Raw genomic sequence first — 17,144 nt, forward strand, 5'->3', positions numbered from 1 at the left:
GGTCAAAAGACCTTTTGACCCCAACATCATGACACTGGTGCCCAGGTTGTATTCCGCAAGGTGTTTTCGTGCGCGTTTTGCACGAAAATCCTGGATTTAATATGTCTTATTTAAAAAAAAATTGCATTTTCTATAAAATAGTATATAATTAAGAAGACAAGAAAAGTATTTCCTGACGTTTCTTATTTCTTAATAATCCCCAATACAAAATTAAAACTAAACAAAGTAAGGAGAGTTGTATGAGAGAAAAATTGCAGACCCTTCCTTTGACACAGCTTCGGGAACTGGCAAAGGCACAGGGGCTTAAAGGTGTAACCACCCTTAAAAAAGCAGAAATTATAGACAGGCTGTGTGAAATAGCCGGTGGAAAAGCAGCAGACAAAGATTTGGCCGGCATGGATGCAGCCGGGGCAGAAGGAGGCGGCGTACACAATATTATTCCGTCGGAGCCTTTGGCGGCGGCGGAAGAGAAAAAAACAGACGAGAAGCCTTCGGAGACGATCGATAAAGAACCGCGTATTTTGAAAAAAAATACCAGGGAAGAAAAGAGAGAAGAAGCGCCGAGACGTGATACGAACCGTTACAGGGACGACAGCCGTAAACGTGATTATCAGCCGAGAGGCGACTACCAGCAGCGCAGCGATAACCAGTCCAGGAGTGACTACCAGCAGCGTAGCGATAACCAGTCCAGGGGAGACTACCAGCAGCGCGGCGATAACCAGTCCAGGGGAGACTACCAGCAGCGCGGTGATAATCAGTCCAGGGGAGACTACCAGCAGCGCGGCGAGAGCCAGTCCAGAGGTGATTACCAGCAGAGAGCCGAGAATCAGACGAGGGGTGAGTATCAGTCCAGAAATGAAGAGGGAAAGACGGATTTCCAGGAGCTTGACAGCGGTATCGAAGCGGATGGAATTCTGGAGGTTATGCCGGACGGCTTTGGATTTATCCGGTGTGAAAATTTCCTTCCCGGTGAGAATGATGTCTATGTGGCTCCGTCGCAAATCAGACGGTTTAACTTAAAGACAGGCGATATCGTCCGGGGAAGCAGAAGAGTAAAGACAGCCACGGAAAAATTTGCGGCTTTATTATATATCAATACGGTTAACGGCTATCCTACCAACGTGGTGGAGCGCAGACCGAACTTTGAGAACCTGACACCGATTTTCCCCAACAGCCGTCTCCATCTGGAGATGCCGGGAACAAGGAACACAACGGCCATGCGTGTCATGGATCTGCTCTCTCCAATCGGAAAGGGACAGCGAGGCATGATTGTTTCACCGCCAAAGGCCGGTAAAACCACCTTGTTAAAGCAGGTTGCCAGGGCGGTTACGGCGAACCATCCGGAGATGCACCTGATTATCCTTCTGATTGATGAGCGGCCGGAGGAGGTTACCGATATCAGGGAGGCCATTACAGGACCGAATGTGGAAGTTATCTATTCCACCTTTGATGAGCTTCCGGATCGCCACAAACGTGTATCCGAGATGGTCATCGAGAGAGCGAAACGACTGGTGGAGCATGGAAGGGATGTTATGATCCTGTTGGACAGCATCACCCGTCTTGCCAGAGCTTATAACCTTGTAGTGCCGCCCAGCGGCCGAACGCTTTCCGGCGGCCTTGATCCGGCGGCCCTCCATATGCCGAAACGTTTCTTCGGAGCGGCGAGAAATATGAGGGAGAACGGCAGCCTGACGATACTGGCTACGGCTCTGATTGATACGGGAAGCCGTATGGACGATGTTATCTACGAGGAGTTTAAGGGAACCGGAAACATGGAGATTGTTCTGGACCGCAAGCTTTCGGAGAAGCGGATTTTCCCTGCCATCGATATTCTTAAATCCGGAACGAGAAGAGATGATCTGCTGCTTACCCAGGAAGAGTCCGAGGCGGTCGATATCATCCACAAGGCGACCAACACCCAGAAACCGGAGGAATCGGTGGAGAGAATCCTTGATTTGTTTGCAAAAACAAGAAATAATCAGGAGTTTGTGGATATTACCCGGAAGAGGCGTTTCTTCTAAAAAAACCTTGCAATCCCTTGCTTCATATGATATACTATTTAGGCTGTACAATTAGACGGTAGTTTTGACATCTGCGTGAGTCGTCCTTACGATTAATGCTCTGCTATAATGATGGACCAGCAGGACATGGATGTGCAAGGCTTTAACATAGCAATAAAACAGCGGTCGGAAATCGCACAAGAAAAATCAGAGAGGTGAAAATCATGAAAGAAGGAATCCATCCAGCCTATTATCAGGCAAAAGTTGTTTGCAACTGTGGCAACGAATTCGTAACAGGTTCTACAAAGAAGGACATCCACGTAGAGGTTTGTTCCAAATGCCATTCATTCTACACAGGTCAGCAGAAAGCTGCTGCAGCCCGTGGACGTATTGATAAGTTCAACCGTAAGTACGGCATGAATGCAGACAATTAAGTTTGAACAACGTAAGGGTTGAGTTTTAGTGGCGACATTAAACTCAACCTTTTATTGAAGGTGGTGACCTGTGCGCAGAGCGTGCAGGTTATCGTTATTTAGTGGTGAAAGACCACAAAGCGAGGTTTTACCCGCTTTTAAACGGAGTATAAAGAATGAAATATTCAGGAATTGGCGGTCAGGCCGTCATTGAGGGCATTATGATGATGAACCGGAATGACTATGCGGTGGCAGTCCGCAGGCCAGACGGTGAGATTGAGATAAAGAAAGATAAGTATGAGAGTATTACCACTAAAGCGAAGATCCTGTCCCTGCCCTTTATCAGAGGCGTATTCCGGTTTGCGGATTCCATGATACTGGGAATGAAGACTCTGATGTATTCCGCCAGCTTTTTTGAAGATGATGAGGAAGAAGAACCGGGCAGATTTGAAGAGTTTCTGGACCGCGTTTTCGGAGAAAAACTGGAAAGCGTTATTATGTCAATTGTTATGGTACTTTCTTTTATTCTGGCAATCGGGATCTTTATGATACTCCCACTTGTAATAGCCAACTTTTTCAAGTCATTTATCACATCGGAGCATGTGATGGCTGTCCTGGAGGGTGTAATCAGAATCGCGATATTTATAGCATATATCAAGCTCGTTTCAAGAATGGAGGATATCAGAAGAACCTTCATGTACCACGGAGCGGAGCATAAATGTATTAACTGTGTGGAACACGGACATCCTCTTACCGTGGAGAACGTCCGGGCAAGTTCCAAAGAACATAAAAGGTGCGGAACCAGCTTTATCCTGATTGTCATGATAATCAGCATCCTGTTTTTTATGGTAATAAGGATTGATAATATCGGTCTCAGGATGCTGAGCCGTATCATTCTGATTCCGGTGATTGCAGGAGTTTCCTATGAGATACTCCAGCTCGCAGGCAGAAGTAATTCCAAATTTATGGATCTTGTCAGCCGTCCGGGAATGTGGATGCAGGGACTGACGACTACGGAACCGGATGACAGCATGATCGAAGTTGCCATCGCAGCGACGGAAGCAGTATTTGACTGGAAAGAATATTTGAAGGAGAATTTTCCGGAGACAAAGCTATGAGTACATTTCTGAGAGAAGAGGAGGGCCCCACCTGGCAGCAGCTACTGGAGGAAGGGAAAACCTGTCTTTCAGACGCCGGTGTAACGGAGTCGGGGCTGGATGCGTGGTATCTGCTGGAAGCGTCCTTTGGCATTGACCAGGTTCATTTCCTGATGGACAGGACCCGAAGGGTGAACCGGCAGCGTCTTGAGAAATCGTATCCGGTTTACAGGGACTATCTTGAAAAAAGGGCATCACGTATTCCGATTCAGCATATTCTCGGTAATCAGGAGTTTATGGGACTGGAATTTACCGTGGATGAGAATGTCCTGATACCCAGACAGGATACGGAAAAGCTGGTGGAGACGGTCTTAAGGGACCATAAGGATCAGGCGCTTTCTGTCCTTGACATGTGTACCGGTTCCGGGTGCATTGCTGTCAGTCTGGCTGTGCTGGGCGGTTACGATAAGGTGACGGCGGCCGATATTTCGAAGGCGGCGCTGAAGGTGGCCAAAAAGAATGTACGGCGCCATTTTCTCGTACAGAAGGGAACCGCCCGCTCAGAGTCCACACTTATATCGGACACACCCTGGAAACTTAAGATGTGTACGTATGTCTACCAGGGCGGGGATGCACAGGAACAGGAAACAGCGGGAGAAAGCGTTTCAGATAACGGGTATTCCCCGGGGATTGCCAGGATACCGGGAGTACGGAAGAAGGAGTTTGTCCTTCTGGAAAGTGATTTGTTCTTGAATTTGGAACAGGACGAAAAATTTGATATCATCGTGTCTAATCCTCCCTATATCCCGTCAGCGGTGATAGACGGCCTGGAGCCGGAGGTAAAGGACCATGAACCGAGAATGGCGCTGGACGGCGCAGAGGACGGACTGTATTTTTACCGGATTCTGGCGCAGCAGAGCGGCAGATATCTGAAGGAAGGCGGTTTCATTTATTTTGAAATCGGCTGTGATCAGGCGGAGGCGGTGGGAAAGCTTTTGACGGCTGCCGGCTTTGGCGAAATAGAAACAATTAAAGATGAACCGGGACTTGACCGCGTGGTCAGGGCGCGCCGGAACAGATAGTGGATACAGTGCTGCAGTCCGGATTTAATTCTGCAGACAAATACAGGAGGTTACCATGTTTGACAGATTGGATGATTTGCTGATCCGATATGAAGAGCTGCTGGAAGAACTGAACAGCCCTGATGTTGCGATGGATCAGAACAGATTCCGGAAACTGATGAAGGAGCAGGCGGATTTGACTCCCCTTGTGGATGCATATAAGGAGTATAAGAAGGCGAACCAGGATGTGGAAGACAGCCTGGCCCTGCTCGAGGAAGAGTCTGACGAGGAGATGCGTGATATGGCCAAGGAAGAACTGGCCGATGCGAAAAAAAGAATTGAGGAAATGGAGCAGCAGCTGAAGATTCTCCTGCTTCCCAAAGATCCTAATGATGACAAGAACGTCATGGTGGAAATCCGTGCCGGCGCCGGCGGCGACGAAGCAGCCCTTTTTGCCTCGGAGCTTTACAGAATGTATGTGCATTTTGCGGAGAGCAACCGCTGGAAGACGGAGCTTGTCAGCGTCAATGAGAACGGAATCGGAGGTTTCAAGGAGGTTGTGTTCATGGTGACAGGCCAGGGCGCATATTCCAAGATGAAGTATGAGAGCGGCGTCCACCGGGTGCAGCGTGTGCCTGAGACGGAATCCGGCGGCAGGATCCATACATCCACCGCGTCTGTGGCGGTTATGCCGGAAGCGGAGGAATTTGACGTTGTAATTGACGACAAGGATATCCGTATCGACGTTATGCGTGCGTCCGGCAACGGCGGACAGTGCGTCAATACTACCGACTCGGCCGTGCGTCTGACCCATATGCCGACCGGAATCGTAATTTACAGCCAGACGGAGAAGTCGCAGCTTCAGAACAAAGAGAAGGCGTTCCGTCTGCTCCGTTCAAAGCTCTACGATATGGAGCTGGAAAAAAGGCAGAACCAGGAAGCGGAGGAGCGCCGCAGCCAGATTGGCACCGGCGACCGGTCCGAAAAAATTCGTACGTATAACTTCCCTCAGGGCCGTGTGACGGAGCATAGGATTAAACTGACGCTTTATAAGATTGATTCTGTCATGAACGGGGAGCTGAATGAGCTGATTGACAGCCTGATTGCAGCCGACCAGGCGGCGAAGCTTGCCAAGATGGGAGAAAACTAAGGCAGGATGGGCGTAAGCGTGTTACGATTCACGGTCCTGCTGAAAAACGCAGTTTCTCGCCGTGTAACTCGGGATTTTCGTGCAAAATACGCATGAACACACCTCGCGGGATACAGGCCGTGAATAGCAACGTAAGCCTCATTGCCAGCCGGAATAATAATACCAACTGAAGTTAAAACAGGATGTCTGATGCCGGATTTACATTTTGGTATCAGGCATTTTTTTAAAGAGTATTTACAGGGGGAAAAATGAAAAACAGAGAAGAGCTTATCAGTTACTGCCTGACATTCAAAGACACCTATCCGGATCAGCCGTTCCATGATCCGAACTGGACCGTAATCCGACACCGGGGGAGCCGGAAGGTTTTCGCCTGGATTTTTGAGCGGGAAGGCCGCACGTGGGTGAATGTAAAATGCAGTCTGGAATGGCGTGATTTCTGGCGGCAGGTGTATCCGGCGGTGATACCGGCATATCATCTCAATAAGACGCACTGGAACTCGATCATTCTGGACGGTACAATCCCCGAAGAGGAAGTGAAAAGAATGATAGGAGAGAGCTATGATCTGACGGCTCCGGTTCTGCGCAAGCCGGAGTCTCAATTTAAAAATCAGAAGGAGAACGGAACCGGATATGAAAGAAAATAAATACGACGATGAAGTGTTTTTTGAAAAATACAGCCAGATGGACCGTTCCAAAGAGGGACTGGCCGGAGCCGGAGAGTGGGAGACATTAAAAGAGCTGATTCCCGATTTTACCGGAAAGCGGATGCTGGATCTGGGATGCGGATACGGCTGGCACTGTATCTATGCGATGGAGCATGGAGCTGCTTCTGCTGTAGGGATTGACATATCCCGCAAAATGCTTGAGGTGGCCAGGGAAAAGACTCCTTATCCGCAGGTGGAGTACCGGTGCACCGCCATGGAGGATATGGAGTTTCCGAAGGAGAGCTTCGACATTGCCCTCAGCTCCCTGGCATTTCATTATATTGAATCCTTTGATAAGATTGCAAAAAAAGTGAATACCTTTTTAAAGCCGGGGGGCAGTTTCCTGTTTTCAGTGGAGCATCCCGTTTTTACGGCCTATGGGACCCAGGACTGGTATTACGGCAGGGATGGGGAGATTCTGCATTTTCCGGTGGACAACTATTATTACGAGGGTAAGAGGACAGCGAACTTTCTCGGTGAGGAAGTGGTGAAATACCATAAAACGCTGACAACATATCTGGACGGCCTGCTTACGAACGGATTTGAAATAAAGAATATTGTGGAGCCGCAGCCGCCAGCCCATATGATTGACAGTGTCCCCGGCATGAAGGATGAGATGCGCCGTCCGATGATGCTGATTGTCAACTCTACGAAGCGTTGATTGAATCATCCGCCGTTACTGTTTATACTGAAGCTGTACTTAGAATCACAGGAGGTAAGCCGGAATGGACAATGATAAATCAGGGGCGCTTATATCGTCGCTGAGAAAAGAAAAAGGATATACACAGAGACAGCTGGCGGAGGCCCTTCATGTCAGCGATAAAGCCGTATCAAAATGGGAATGCGGCCTGGGCTGCCCCGATGTGTCGCTTCTCGGCGCACTCTCCTCGGTCCTCGGTGTAAATATTGAAAAGATACTGGAGGGGGAACTGGAACCTAACAGTGAAGACGGAGGAAATATGAAACGGATTAAATTTTATATCTGCCCTGACTGCGGCAATATTCTGACGGCCACAGGGGACGCCGAGGTTTCCTGCTGCGGAAGGAAGCTGATGCCGCAGACGCCGAAAAGGGCGGAGGGGGAACACAGGCTGAATGTGGAGGAGATGGACGGCGAGTACTACATCACCTTCACACATAAGATGGAGAAAGGACATTACCTGAATTTTATAGCTTATGTCAATTATAACAGTGTCCATCTGATACGTCTTTATCCGGAGCAGAGCGGTGAGGCAAGGTTCCCGGGAATACGCGGTGGAAAGTTTTACTTCGGGTGCAGCCGTGACGGGCTTTGGGTGCAGTAGAGGAGTACAGTTCGGCAGCGGAGCACAGTTCGGCAGCGGAGCACAGTTTGGCAGCGGAGTACAATGCAGCCGCGGAGTACAGTGCAGCCGCAGAGTATAGTTCAGCGGTGACATACAGTGAAATAACGGCATACAGAGAAAGAACCCCCCGGGGAGCAGGTGATTGCCCTTTTGGGGGTCTCTTTTATTTTCTGCTGCCGGTCTATGCAGCGGCAAACTTCCTTCATGTCCTTTATGACTTGACGGCTGGAGAGTAACAGTTCAGCCAGGTTGTATTCCGCGAGGTGTTTTCGCTGTTTTTGCGAAAATCCAGAGTTATGCGGCGCGAAACGGCGCTTTTAGCCGTTTCTGTGCATCATTTGTTGCATTAGCCAAAGGCTGAACTGTAACACAGGAGACAATCAGCGTACGGGATATGGTTTTTATATAGCCGGGGATGTGATATAATTCAAAATATACTTTCCGGCATATGCAGGAAGAACGGTCAGAGAAATAATTGGGGTAGAGGATAATAAAAACAAACGGAAGCAATAAAGAAAACAACAAATAAAAACAATAAAGAAAACAAAAACAATAATAACCAGGGAGGAAAAACAGTTGAGATCAAGGAAACCATATCCGATTTTGTCGCTGACAGACGATGAAAAGAGGAAAATAATTGATGAAATAAGAGCTTTTTACCTTGATGTGAGAGGGGAAGAGATAGGAATTATCCAGGAGCACCAGATACTTGATTTATTCATGGAAACATTGGCGCCGATAATTTACAATCAGGCGCTGGATGACGCATTCAAGTGGTACAAAGCGATGAGTGAAAATCTGGAATCGGATTATTACAGTCTGTATAAAGATGTATAAAATCATATAAAACGGCTTTAATTTAAATTTAAAATAATAAGAATGAGCAGATATAGGGAACAGAGGTGGAAAATCGTTGACCGGGGAGAAGAATAAAAGAGAAGGCGGGAGGCACAAAAGGCGTCCCTCGAGAGTCACAGATACAATACTTGTCGTTGTGGTACTTCTCTGCGGCATACTGCTGGCAGGCAATATACTGAAGGAGACGGCACAGCGGAAAAGGGAAGAGGAGATACGGAAGCTTGCGGTTCAGGAAGAAGCGCCGGCAGGGGCTTTGAGGGATGGGGAAACCCAAAGCCTGCCTGACATGGAACCGGAGGAACCGGCGGAGTACCATTCTCCTGTGGATTTTGAGAGTCTCAGGGCGGTGAATCCGGATATAGTGGCATGGATTGAAATACCGGGAACCGATATCAGCTACCCGGTTGTACAGGCAGATGATAACGAAACTTATCTGAAACGGGATTTTGAGGGAAATAAGAGCGCAGCCGGAACGATTTTCCTGGACTGCGACAGCAGCAGCGATTTGATGGGGCTGCATTCCATTCTTTACGGGCATCATATGAAGAATCAGACGATGTTTGCGCAGATTGTAAAATTTAAGGACGAAAGCTTTTTCAGGGAAAACAGAGAAGTCGTTCTCTATCTGCCGGAATCGGAGCTGCATTTGCGGACCATTGCCGCTGTGTACGGGGATGCGGACGGGGAGAAACGCAGGACGGAATTTTCTTCCCGGGAACGGTTTAACCGGTATGTGGATGAGATGACGAAAAACTGCAGCTTCCGTGAGCTGCCGGAGGGGGATGTGGAGGGGCTGTATTCGTTTGTCACATGCAGCTATGAATTTAACGACGCCAGAACCATTCTCTATGCGGTAAGAGAGCAGGAAGGGGAAAACGGCGCGGCGGACGGTAAAATTGAATAAATTCGGGTGAAATACGGACAGACATAGAAAAACACAGGTAAATATTAAGTTTTTTGTAAATGTTATCCGTTTACAAGCCCAATTCGTTTGTGATATATTACCTATAGTGCCGAAGTCTGCCCATTTCTGGTAACAGCTCATGCTGTCCGAACTGTTACCGTTTCCGGGATCGGTGTTATGTTGGTATTGTCCCGGATTATACATAAGCAGAAAATAAAAAGTACGAGGAGAAGACAATGAAAGGTATCGTTCTGGCAGGCGGTTCAGGAACCCGCCTGTATCCGCTTACAAAAGTAACTTCCAAGCAGTTATTACCGATTTACGACAAGCCGATGATATATTATCCGCTTTCCGTCCTGATGAATGCGGGGATTCGTGATATTCTGATTATTTCCACACCGGAGGATACGCCCCGGTTTGAGGAACTGTTTGGCGACGGCCGGCAGTTTGGAATCAATTTAAGCTATGCGGTACAGCCAAGTCCGGACGGTCTGGCCCAGGCCTTTATTATAGGAGAAGAGTTTATTGGAGACGATTCCGTGGCTATGATTCTGGGAGACAACATTTTCCAGGGACAGGGACTAAGGAAAAGGCTCCGCGCCGCGGCCTCCAAGGAGAATGGAGCGACTGTGTTCGGATATTATGTTGACGATCCGGAGCGGTTTGGCATCGTGGAATTCGATGAGACGGGCAAGGCTGTCTCGATTGAAGAGAAACCGGAGAAGCCGAAGTCCAATTACTGCGTAACCGGCCTTTATTTTTATGACAACCGGGTGGTGGAGTATGCAAAGAACCTGAAGCCTTCTGCCAGAGGCGAGCTGGAGATTACGGATTTGAACCGGATCTATCTCAAGAACGGAGAGCTGGATGTAATACTGATGGGACAGGGCTTTACCTGGCTGGATACGGGAACCCATGAGTCGCTTGTGGAGGCCACTAATTTTGTGAAAACTGTAGAGACGCACCAGCACAGAAAAATTGCCTGCCTGGAGGAGATTGCCTATTTAAACGGCTGGATCAGCGAGGATGAAGTGCTGGCTGCTTACGAAGTATACAAGAAAAACCAATACGGCAAATATTTGAAAGATGTTCTGGACGGAAAATATGTGGATAAGCTCCAGGATAAATAGGGATAATCAGCAGAGAGACAAGAGGAGAAGCATACAATGAAAATCATCGTAACAGGAGGCGCCGGTTTCATCGGCGGGAATTTTGTACATCATATGGTAAATAAATATCCGGAGTATCAGATTATCAATCTGGATCTGCTCACCTATGCAGGGAACCTGGAGACGCTTAAACCGGTGGAGGATAAACCGAATTATAAATTTGTCAAGGGGGATATTGCGGACAGAAAGTTCATCTTCGAACTTTTCGAGAATGAGAAGCCGGATGTGGTTGTGAATTTTGCAGCGGAGAGCCATGTAGACCGCTCCATTACCGATCCGGAGGCATTTGTGAGGACGAATGTAATCGGTACGACCACGCTGTTAGACGCGTGCAGGGAATACGGCGTTCAGAGATATCACCAGGTATCCACCGACGAGGTTTACGGGGATCTGCCCCTCGACAGGCCGGACTTATTCTTTACGGAGGAGACGCCGCTCCATACTTCGAGCCCATATTCTTCCTCGAAGGCAAGCGCCGATCTGTTTGTGCTTGCGTACCACAGGACCTACGGACTGCCTGTGACGGTGTCCAGATGCTCCAACAACTACGGTCCGTATCATTTCCCGGAGAAACTGATTCCGCTTATGATCAGCCGGGCCCTGGCGGATGAGGAACTGCCGGTTTACGGAGACGGAGCCAATGTACGCGACTGGCTGCACGTATCGGATCACTGCGAGGCCATCGACCTGATCATCCACAAGGGCCGTGTGGGCGAGGTGTATAATATCGGCGGCCATAACGAGAGAACGAACCTGGAAGTGGTCAAGACGATTTTAAAGGCGCTTGACAAGCCGGAGAGCTTAATCCGCTACGTCAAGGACCGGCCGGGCCATGATCTGCGCTATGCCATTGATCCGACTAAAATAGAGACGGAAATCGGATGGGAGCCGAAGTATAATTTTGATACGGGAATCAAACAGACAATTGAGTGGTATCTGGAGAACCAGGACTGGTGGAAACATATTATCAGCGGCGAGTACAGCTCGTATTTTGATAAGATGTACGGAGACAGGTTATAACAGGAGAGTGCGATGAAAGTTTTAGTGACGGGAGTAAAAGGCCAGCTGGGATATGATGTGATGAACGAACTGGCAAAACGCGGGATTGAGGGTATCGGCGTGGACGTGGAGGAGATGGATATCACGGATAAAGACGCATGCCGCCGCGTAATTACGGAAGCGGGACCAGATGCCGTTATCCATTGTGCTGCATATACTGCAGTAGATGCAGCAGAACAGAATATGGAATTATGCAGGAAGGTCAATGCAGACGGGACACGCAACATAGCTGAAGTCTGCCGCGATCTTGACATCAGCCTGATGTACATCAGCACAGATTATGTGTTTAACGGGACGGGAGAACGTCCATGGGAGCCGGATGACGTAAGGGAGCCTCTGAATGCTTACGGACAGGCAAAATATGAGGGGGAGCTTGCGATTGAGGAACTTCTCGATAAATATTTCATTGTCAGGATTGCATGGGTGTTCGGCGTCAACGGGAAGAATTTTATCAAGACTATGCTGCGCCTGGGCAGGGAACACGGCGCTGTTTCGGTCGTGGATGATCAAATCGGTTCTCCGACCTATACTTACGACCTGGCCAGGTTATTAGTGGATATGATTCAGACGGATAAATACGGCCGATATCATGCCACCAATGAAGGACTCTGCAGCTGGTACGAATTCGCTGTGGAGATCTTTAAAAAGGCGGGTATGGAAGACGTGAAGGTGACGCCTGTGGATACAGAGGAATATACAAGCCGGTATCCGGGCCAGGCCAAACGGCCGATGAACAGCCGGATCAGCAAGGATAAGCTGGAGGAGAACGGCTTTGAGCGTCTTCCGTCATGGCAGGACGCCCTGGAGCGGTATCTGAAGGAGATAACATTTTAAATAAGAACACAGGAATCCGACATGGAATTTCATAATTCAATTTAGCTGCAGACAGGACAGGAAAAGAGACAAATCAAGGAGGACATCCACAGATGGGAAAATATTTTGGCACAGACGGCTTCCGCGGTGAAGCGAATGTGAACCTGACAGTTGAAGATGCGTTTAAAGTAGGCCGCTTTTTAGGCTGGTATTACGGACAGAAAGCACAGGACAGCCGGTGCCGTGTGGTAATCGGCAAAGACACAAGAAGAAGCAGCTATATGTTTGAGTACTCACTCGTTGCAGGACTGACCGCCTCCGGCGCCGATGTCTATCTGCTTCATGTAACGACTACGCCGAGTGTCTCCTATGTGGTCAGGACAGAAGAATTCAACTGCGGTATCATGATTTCCGCCAGCCATAACCCATATTACGATAACGGAATCAAGGTGATCAATGAGCGCGGAGAGAAACTGGAAGAAGAGGTAATCGAAAAGATAGAGGAATATCTGGATGGGACGACGGCGGAGATTCCGCTGGCAAAGCGTGATGCCATCGGCCGCACCGTTGATTTTGCGGCAGGCAGAAACCGCTATATCGGATATCTGATTTCAATTGCCACACGCTCCTTCAAAAATATGAGGGTGGGACTTGACTGCGCCAATGGAAGCGCCTTTGCCATCGCAAAGAACGTATTTGACGCCCTCGGTGCGGAGACGCATGTGATCAGCAATAATCCGGATGGTATCAACATCAACACAAACTGCGGCTCCACTCATATCGGACAGCTTCAAAAGTACGTAAAGGAACATAAACTGGATGTGGGATTTGCCTATGACGGTGATGCCGACCGCTGTCTGGCCGTGGATGAGAACGGAGAAGTGGTGGACGGTGACAAGATTATGTATATCTGCGGAAAATACATGAAGGAGCAGGGCACACTTGTCAATAATACGGTAGTCACAACGATTATGTCTAACTTCGGCCTTTACAAAGCCTTTGAAAGAGAAGGCATTAATTTTGAAAAGACAGCAGTTGGCGATAAGTATGTATATGAGAATATGGCTCAGAACGGCCATTGCCTCGGCGGTGAACAGTCCGGCCATATCATATTCAGCAAAAATGCCACAACGGGTGACGGAATCCTGACTTCCCTGAAAGTGATGGAGGTTATCCTGGAGAAGAAGCAGACCCTCGGCAAGCTGGCTTCTGAGATTCAGATTTATCCTCAGGTACTTAAGAATGTCAAGGTTAAGAGTAAAGCTGAGGCTCAGGATGATGCCGATGTCCAGGCTGAAGTTCAGAAAGCTGCCGAGGCCCTGGGGGATACCGGGCGCATTTTACTTCGCCAGAGCGGTACGGAACCGGTAATCCGCGTCATGGTGGAGGCTCCTACAGATGAAATCTGTGAGAAATATGTAGATCAGGTGATTGACGTCATGGAGGCAAAGGGACATATTATTTAAAGTCAGGGAATTTACATGTTACTGTCCTCAGAACTTATCTATTTAAAGGGGGATGGGAACAGAAACGATCATATTTACGGCTGTCTGCCTGTGCAGACAGCCGCATAAATTTTCAGGCACAGCAGAGGGTGATGGATATGCGAGAGCAGCTTACGGAAAGTGATATCAAGAAAATCCGGGAAGAGATAGAATACAGGAAGCTGGTGGTCCGGAAAGAGGCTATCGAGGCCGTGAAGGAGGCCAGGGCCCAGGGAGATCTCAGCGAAAATTTTGAATATTATGCGGCAAAGAAGGATAAAAACCGGAATGAGAGCCGGATCCGTTATCTGGAGAATATGATAAAAAACGCCAGGGTGGTATCGGATAAGTCCGGGTCGGATGAAGTCGGCCTGAATGACACGGTGACACTTTATTTTGAGGATGATGACGAGGAAGAAGTATACCGCCTTGTGACCAGTATCAGAGGTAATTCCCTGAAAGGGCTTATCAGTATTGAATCACCTCTGGGAAAGGCGGTAAGAGGCCATAAGGAAGGGGACAGCGTATACGTCCGGCTCGGTGAAAATGCGGGGTATTCCGTTGTCATAAAGAAAATTGAGAAGACCGGCGAGGACGATACGGACCGGATCAGGAGCTACTAAAGGTTCAGAAAATGTGATTGCCGATGCGGCTGTTTACCTTTCTGCATAAAATTGACAAGGATTTGACAATAATAATTTATAAATTTTTTAAATATAAAGAAAATTCCGAAAAAAATAAAGTGTGAATGCGATTTTGATATGGGTTTGTAAAGTATCTGTAAAGTGTTATTGAAATTGCCGGATTCTGCCAATATAATGGATGAAAAGGTATAATTTTGTTACGGTTCACAAAGTGACAATATTCAATGCCAAACCAAGGGGAGGAAAAATTATGTATGCTATGTATTTTGTAGCGGTTGGTTCACTGGCAGCGCTTTTGTTTGCAGCATCTATGTTTGCCAAAGTGAAGAAACAGCCCGAAGGGAATTCTGAGATGATCCGGATTTCCACAGCTGTGCGTGAAGGTGCCAATGCTTATCTGAAGAGACAGTATAAGGGTATCGGTATCTTTTTTGCAGTTATGTTTGTAATTTTACTTGTTATGGCTTTCAGCGGTTTATTAGGCTTCTTTACACCGTTTGCGTTCCTGACGGGAGGCTTTTTCTCAGGCTTGTCCGGTTTCATCGGTATGCGTACCGCCACAATGGCAAACTGCCGGACGGCGGAGGGAGCATCTCACAGCCTGAACAGAGGACTGAAGGTTGCCTTTTCAGCCGGTTCCGTAATGGGCTTTACGGTTGTAGGCCTCGGACTTCTGGATATCACAATCTGGTATACAATCCTGAATGTTGTGTTTGGCTCACTGCCGGAGGCAGAGCGTATCGCCCAGGTGACAACCAATATGCTGACATTTGGTATGGGCGCCTCCAGTATGGCGTTGTTTGCCCGTGTAGGCGGCGGTATCTTTACGAAAGCCGCTGACGTCGGTGCCGACCTTGTCGGTAAGGTTGAGGCGGGTATCCCGGAAGATGATCCGCGTAACCCGGCCGTTATCGCAGATAACGTAGGTGATAACGTAGGTGACGTTGCCGGTATGGGCGCCGATCTTTACGAGTCCTATGTTGGTTCTATTTTATCTACATTCGCACTGGCGGTTGCCGCCGGTCTGGGTGTAAAGGGCGTCGCAGTTCCGATGCTTTTAGCGGCAATGGGAGTTATTTTCTCCATTATCGGCACCTTCTTTGTAAGCACAAAGGAAGATGCATCCCAGAAGAGCCTGCTTCAGGCCCTGAGAAAAGGTACGAACATCAGCGCTGTTTTAATTATTATTGCAGCATTTGTTGCGGTTAAGATTCTTCTGCCGGATAATATGGGCGTATATGCGGCCATCATTTCCGGTCTTATTGCAGGTGTCCTGATCGGAGCCCTGACGGAATATTACACATCCGATTCCTATAAACCAACCCAGAACCTGGCTGCTTCCAGTGAGACAGGCTCTGCGACCGTTATTATCAGCGGTCTGTCACTTGGAATGCTTTCCACAGTGGCTCCGGTAATCATTGTAGGTATTTCTGTTCTTGTAAGTTATTTCTGTGCAGGCGGAGCTTCCGACTTTAACCTCGGACTTTACGGTGTAGGTGTCTCGGCTGTAGGTATGCTGTCCACACTGGGAATCACACTGGCCACCGACGCATACGGCCCAATTGCCGATAATGCGGGCGGTATCGCCGAGATGACACATATGCCTCACGAAGTAAGAGAGCGTACGGATGCCCTCGATTCTCTGGGTAATACGACGGCGGCTACCGGTAAAGGCTTTGCCATCGGTTCCGCAGCCCTGACAGCCCTGGCGCTGATTGCATCCTATATTGATAAGGTACGCCAGATTGCACCTGATTTCCAGATGGATCTGACGATTACGAACCCGCCTGTCCTGATCGGACTTTTTATCGGCGGTATGCTGCCATTCCTGTTTGCGGCCCTCACCATGGATGCCGTGGGAAAAGCAGCAAAGTCCATCGTAGTTGAGGTACGCCGTCAGTTCAAGTCAATCCCCGGCCTGATGGAAGGAAAAGGACAGCCTGATTATGCAGCCTGCGTTGACATGTGTACAAAGTCGGCCCAGAGCCTGATGATTGCTCCTGCCCTGATTGCCGTAATCGTTCCTGTTGTTGTCGGCCTGATTCTCGGAGTCAACGGCGTGGCCGGACTTCTTGCCGGAAACACGGTCACAGGCTTCGTACTCGCCATCATGATGGCCAATTCAGGCGGTGCGTGGGATAATGCAAAGAAATACATTGAGAGCGGTTCTCACGGCGGAAAAGGAAGCGACTGCCATAAAGCGGCTGTTGTCGGAGATACGGTCGGCGATCCGTTCAAGGATACGTCCGGTCCGGCTATCAACATTCTGATTAAGCTGACAACGATGGTATCGATCGTATTCGCAGGAGTGGTTGTTACATTCCATATTTTATAATAATTAATAAAGGCGCAGCTTTTAGACGGGAGTGTCGCATACTGCCGGGAAATTATAAGGATTTCCCGGCAGGAGCGGTGCTCCTGTTTTTTCGTATGGAGATTTAGTTAAGCAGGTGAGGACGCCGC

General features: G+C 48.6%; 16 protein-coding genes. All 16 read left to right on the plus strand.

Annotated elements, in window-relative coordinates; translation table 11 throughout:
- Positions 1-239 precede the first annotated feature (239 nt).
- The 16 genes from rho to CLOSYM_RS16170 all read left to right on the plus strand — a co-directional run bounded on the left by rho (position 240) and on the right by CLOSYM_RS16170 (position 17,016).
- Entirely contained in the window at positions 240-2,021 is a 1,782-nt protein-coding gene (gene rho, locus CLOSYM_RS16090) for a transcription termination factor Rho (RefSeq protein ID WP_021642922.1), read from the plus strand.
- A 203-nt stretch (positions 2,022-2,224) separates the two neighbouring features.
- Entirely contained in the window at positions 2,225-2,434 is a 210-nt protein-coding gene (gene rpmE / locus CLOSYM_RS16095; RefSeq protein ID WP_003502716.1) for a 50S ribosomal protein L31, read from the plus strand.
- 155 nt (positions 2,435-2,589) lie between these two features.
- The gene (locus CLOSYM_RS16100) at positions 2,590-3,531 is read left to right on the plus strand and encodes a DUF1385 domain-containing protein (protein WP_021642923.1); all 942 of its coding nucleotides are present in this window, start codon (positions 2,590-2,592) and stop codon (positions 3,529-3,531) included.
- Positions 3,528-4,592: a N5-glutamine methyltransferase family protein gene (locus CLOSYM_RS16105; RefSeq protein ID WP_009297117.1), complete on the plus strand. Its 1,065-nt coding sequence runs from the start codon at positions 3,528-3,530 to the stop codon at positions 4,590-4,592. Before CLOSYM_RS16100 ends, CLOSYM_RS16105 begins: the two co-directional genes overlap by 4 nt.
- 55 nt (positions 4,593-4,647) lie before the next feature.
- Positions 4,648-5,721, plus strand: coding sequence for a peptide chain release factor 1 (gene prfA, locus CLOSYM_RS16110; RefSeq protein WP_003502720.1), 1,074 nt, complete (start codon positions 4,648-4,650; stop codon positions 5,719-5,721).
- Positions 5,722-5,969: 248 nt separating this feature from the next.
- The gene (locus tag CLOSYM_RS16115) at positions 5,970-6,365 is read left to right on the plus strand and encodes an MmcQ/YjbR family DNA-binding protein (protein ID WP_021642924.1); all 396 of its coding nucleotides are present in this window, start codon (positions 5,970-5,972) and stop codon (positions 6,363-6,365) included.
- The gene (locus CLOSYM_RS16120; protein WP_021642925.1) at positions 6,352-7,086 is read left to right on the plus strand and encodes a class I SAM-dependent methyltransferase; all 735 of its coding nucleotides are present in this window, start codon (positions 6,352-6,354) and stop codon (positions 7,084-7,086) included. Before CLOSYM_RS16115 ends, CLOSYM_RS16120 begins: the two co-directional genes overlap by 14 nt.
- A 64-nt stretch (positions 7,087-7,150) precedes the next feature.
- Positions 7,151-7,729, plus strand: a complete 579-nt coding sequence (locus tag CLOSYM_RS16125) for a helix-turn-helix domain-containing protein (RefSeq protein WP_021642926.1) — start codon at positions 7,151-7,153, stop codon at positions 7,727-7,729.
- Between the two features lie 597 nt (positions 7,730-8,326).
- Entirely contained in the window at positions 8,327-8,587 is a 261-nt protein-coding gene (locus CLOSYM_RS16135) for a DUF2164 family protein (protein WP_242828691.1), read from the plus strand.
- A gap of 76 nt (positions 8,588-8,663) precedes the next feature.
- A complete protein-coding gene (gene srtB, locus CLOSYM_RS16140; protein ID WP_021642930.1) occupies positions 8,664-9,512 on the plus strand; it encodes a class B sortase in 849 nt (282 codons plus the stop codon).
- Positions 9,513-9,748: 236 nt separating this feature from the next.
- Complete coding sequence (gene rfbA / locus CLOSYM_RS16145; protein WP_021642931.1) at positions 9,749-10,642, plus strand: glucose-1-phosphate thymidylyltransferase RfbA; 894 nt, start codon at positions 9,749-9,751, stop codon at positions 10,640-10,642.
- Between the two features lie 36 nt (positions 10,643-10,678).
- On the plus strand, positions 10,679-11,701 hold the full coding sequence (gene rfbB, locus CLOSYM_RS16150; RefSeq protein ID WP_021642932.1) for a dTDP-glucose 4,6-dehydratase: 1,023 nt from the start codon (positions 10,679-10,681) through the stop codon (positions 11,699-11,701).
- A 12-nt stretch (positions 11,702-11,713) separates the two neighbouring features.
- Positions 11,714-12,574 (plus strand): dTDP-4-dehydrorhamnose reductase, encoded by an 861-nt coding sequence (rfbD, locus tag CLOSYM_RS16155; protein ID WP_003502739.1) that lies wholly within the window; start codon positions 11,714-11,716, stop codon positions 12,572-12,574.
- A gap of 92 nt (positions 12,575-12,666) precedes the next feature.
- Positions 12,667-14,019 (plus strand): phosphoglucosamine mutase, encoded by a 1,353-nt coding sequence (gene glmM, locus CLOSYM_RS16160; protein ID WP_021642933.1) that lies wholly within the window; start codon positions 12,667-12,669, stop codon positions 14,017-14,019.
- A 137-nt stretch (positions 14,020-14,156) separates the two neighbouring features.
- Positions 14,157-14,660 carry a transcription elongation factor GreA gene (greA, locus tag CLOSYM_RS16165; protein ID WP_009297108.1) on the plus strand — a complete coding sequence of 168 codons (504 nt, stop codon included), beginning with the start codon at positions 14,157-14,159 and terminating at the stop codon, positions 14,658-14,660.
- A 271-nt stretch (positions 14,661-14,931) separates the two neighbouring features.
- Positions 14,932-17,016 (plus strand): sodium-translocating pyrophosphatase, encoded by a 2,085-nt coding sequence (locus CLOSYM_RS16170; RefSeq protein ID WP_044902612.1) that lies wholly within the window; start codon positions 14,932-14,934, stop codon positions 17,014-17,016.
- The last annotated feature ends 128 nt before the right edge of the window (positions 17,017-17,144 follow it).

Origin of the sequence: [Clostridium] symbiosum ATCC 14940 (assembly GCF_000466485.1) — a bacterium.
Taxonomy (GTDB): domain Bacteria; phylum Bacillota; class Clostridia; order Lachnospirales; family Lachnospiraceae; genus Otoolea; species Otoolea symbiosa.

What these genes read in the sequence shown, in the direction of transcription:
- rho (WP_021642922.1), top strand. Translation starts at nt 240, where the DNA reads ATGAGAGAAAAATTGCAGACCCTTCCTTTGACACAGCTTCGGGAACTG.
- rpmE (WP_003502716.1), top strand. Translation starts at nt 2,225, where the DNA reads ATGAAAGAAGGAATCCATCCAGCCTATTATCAGGCAAAAGTTGTTTGC.
- CLOSYM_RS16100 (WP_021642923.1), top strand. Translation starts at nt 2,590, where the DNA reads ATGAAATATTCAGGAATTGGCGGTCAGGCCGTCATTGAGGGCATTATG.
- CLOSYM_RS16105 (WP_009297117.1), top strand. Translation starts at nt 3,528, where the DNA reads ATGAGTACATTTCTGAGAGAAGAGGAGGGCCCCACCTGGCAGCAGCTA.
- prfA (WP_003502720.1), top strand. Translation starts at nt 4,648, where the DNA reads ATGTTTGACAGATTGGATGATTTGCTGATCCGATATGAAGAGCTGCTG.
- CLOSYM_RS16115 (WP_021642924.1), top strand. Translation starts at nt 5,970, where the DNA reads ATGAAAAACAGAGAAGAGCTTATCAGTTACTGCCTGACATTCAAAGAC.
- CLOSYM_RS16120 (WP_021642925.1), top strand. Translation starts at nt 6,352, where the DNA reads ATGAAAGAAAATAAATACGACGATGAAGTGTTTTTTGAAAAATACAGC.
- CLOSYM_RS16125 (WP_021642926.1), top strand. Translation starts at nt 7,151, where the DNA reads ATGGACAATGATAAATCAGGGGCGCTTATATCGTCGCTGAGAAAAGAA.
- rfbA (WP_021642931.1), top strand. Translation starts at nt 9,749, where the DNA reads ATGAAAGGTATCGTTCTGGCAGGCGGTTCAGGAACCCGCCTGTATCCG.
- rfbB (WP_021642932.1), top strand. Translation starts at nt 10,679, where the DNA reads ATGAAAATCATCGTAACAGGAGGCGCCGGTTTCATCGGCGGGAATTTT.
- rfbD (WP_003502739.1), top strand. Translation starts at nt 11,714, where the DNA reads ATGAAAGTTTTAGTGACGGGAGTAAAAGGCCAGCTGGGATATGATGTG.
- glmM (WP_021642933.1), top strand. Translation starts at nt 12,667, where the DNA reads ATGGGAAAATATTTTGGCACAGACGGCTTCCGCGGTGAAGCGAATGTG.
- greA (WP_009297108.1), top strand. Translation starts at nt 14,157, where the DNA reads ATGCGAGAGCAGCTTACGGAAAGTGATATCAAGAAAATCCGGGAAGAG.
- CLOSYM_RS16170 (WP_044902612.1), top strand. Translation starts at nt 14,932, where the DNA reads ATGTATGCTATGTATTTTGTAGCGGTTGGTTCACTGGCAGCGCTTTTG.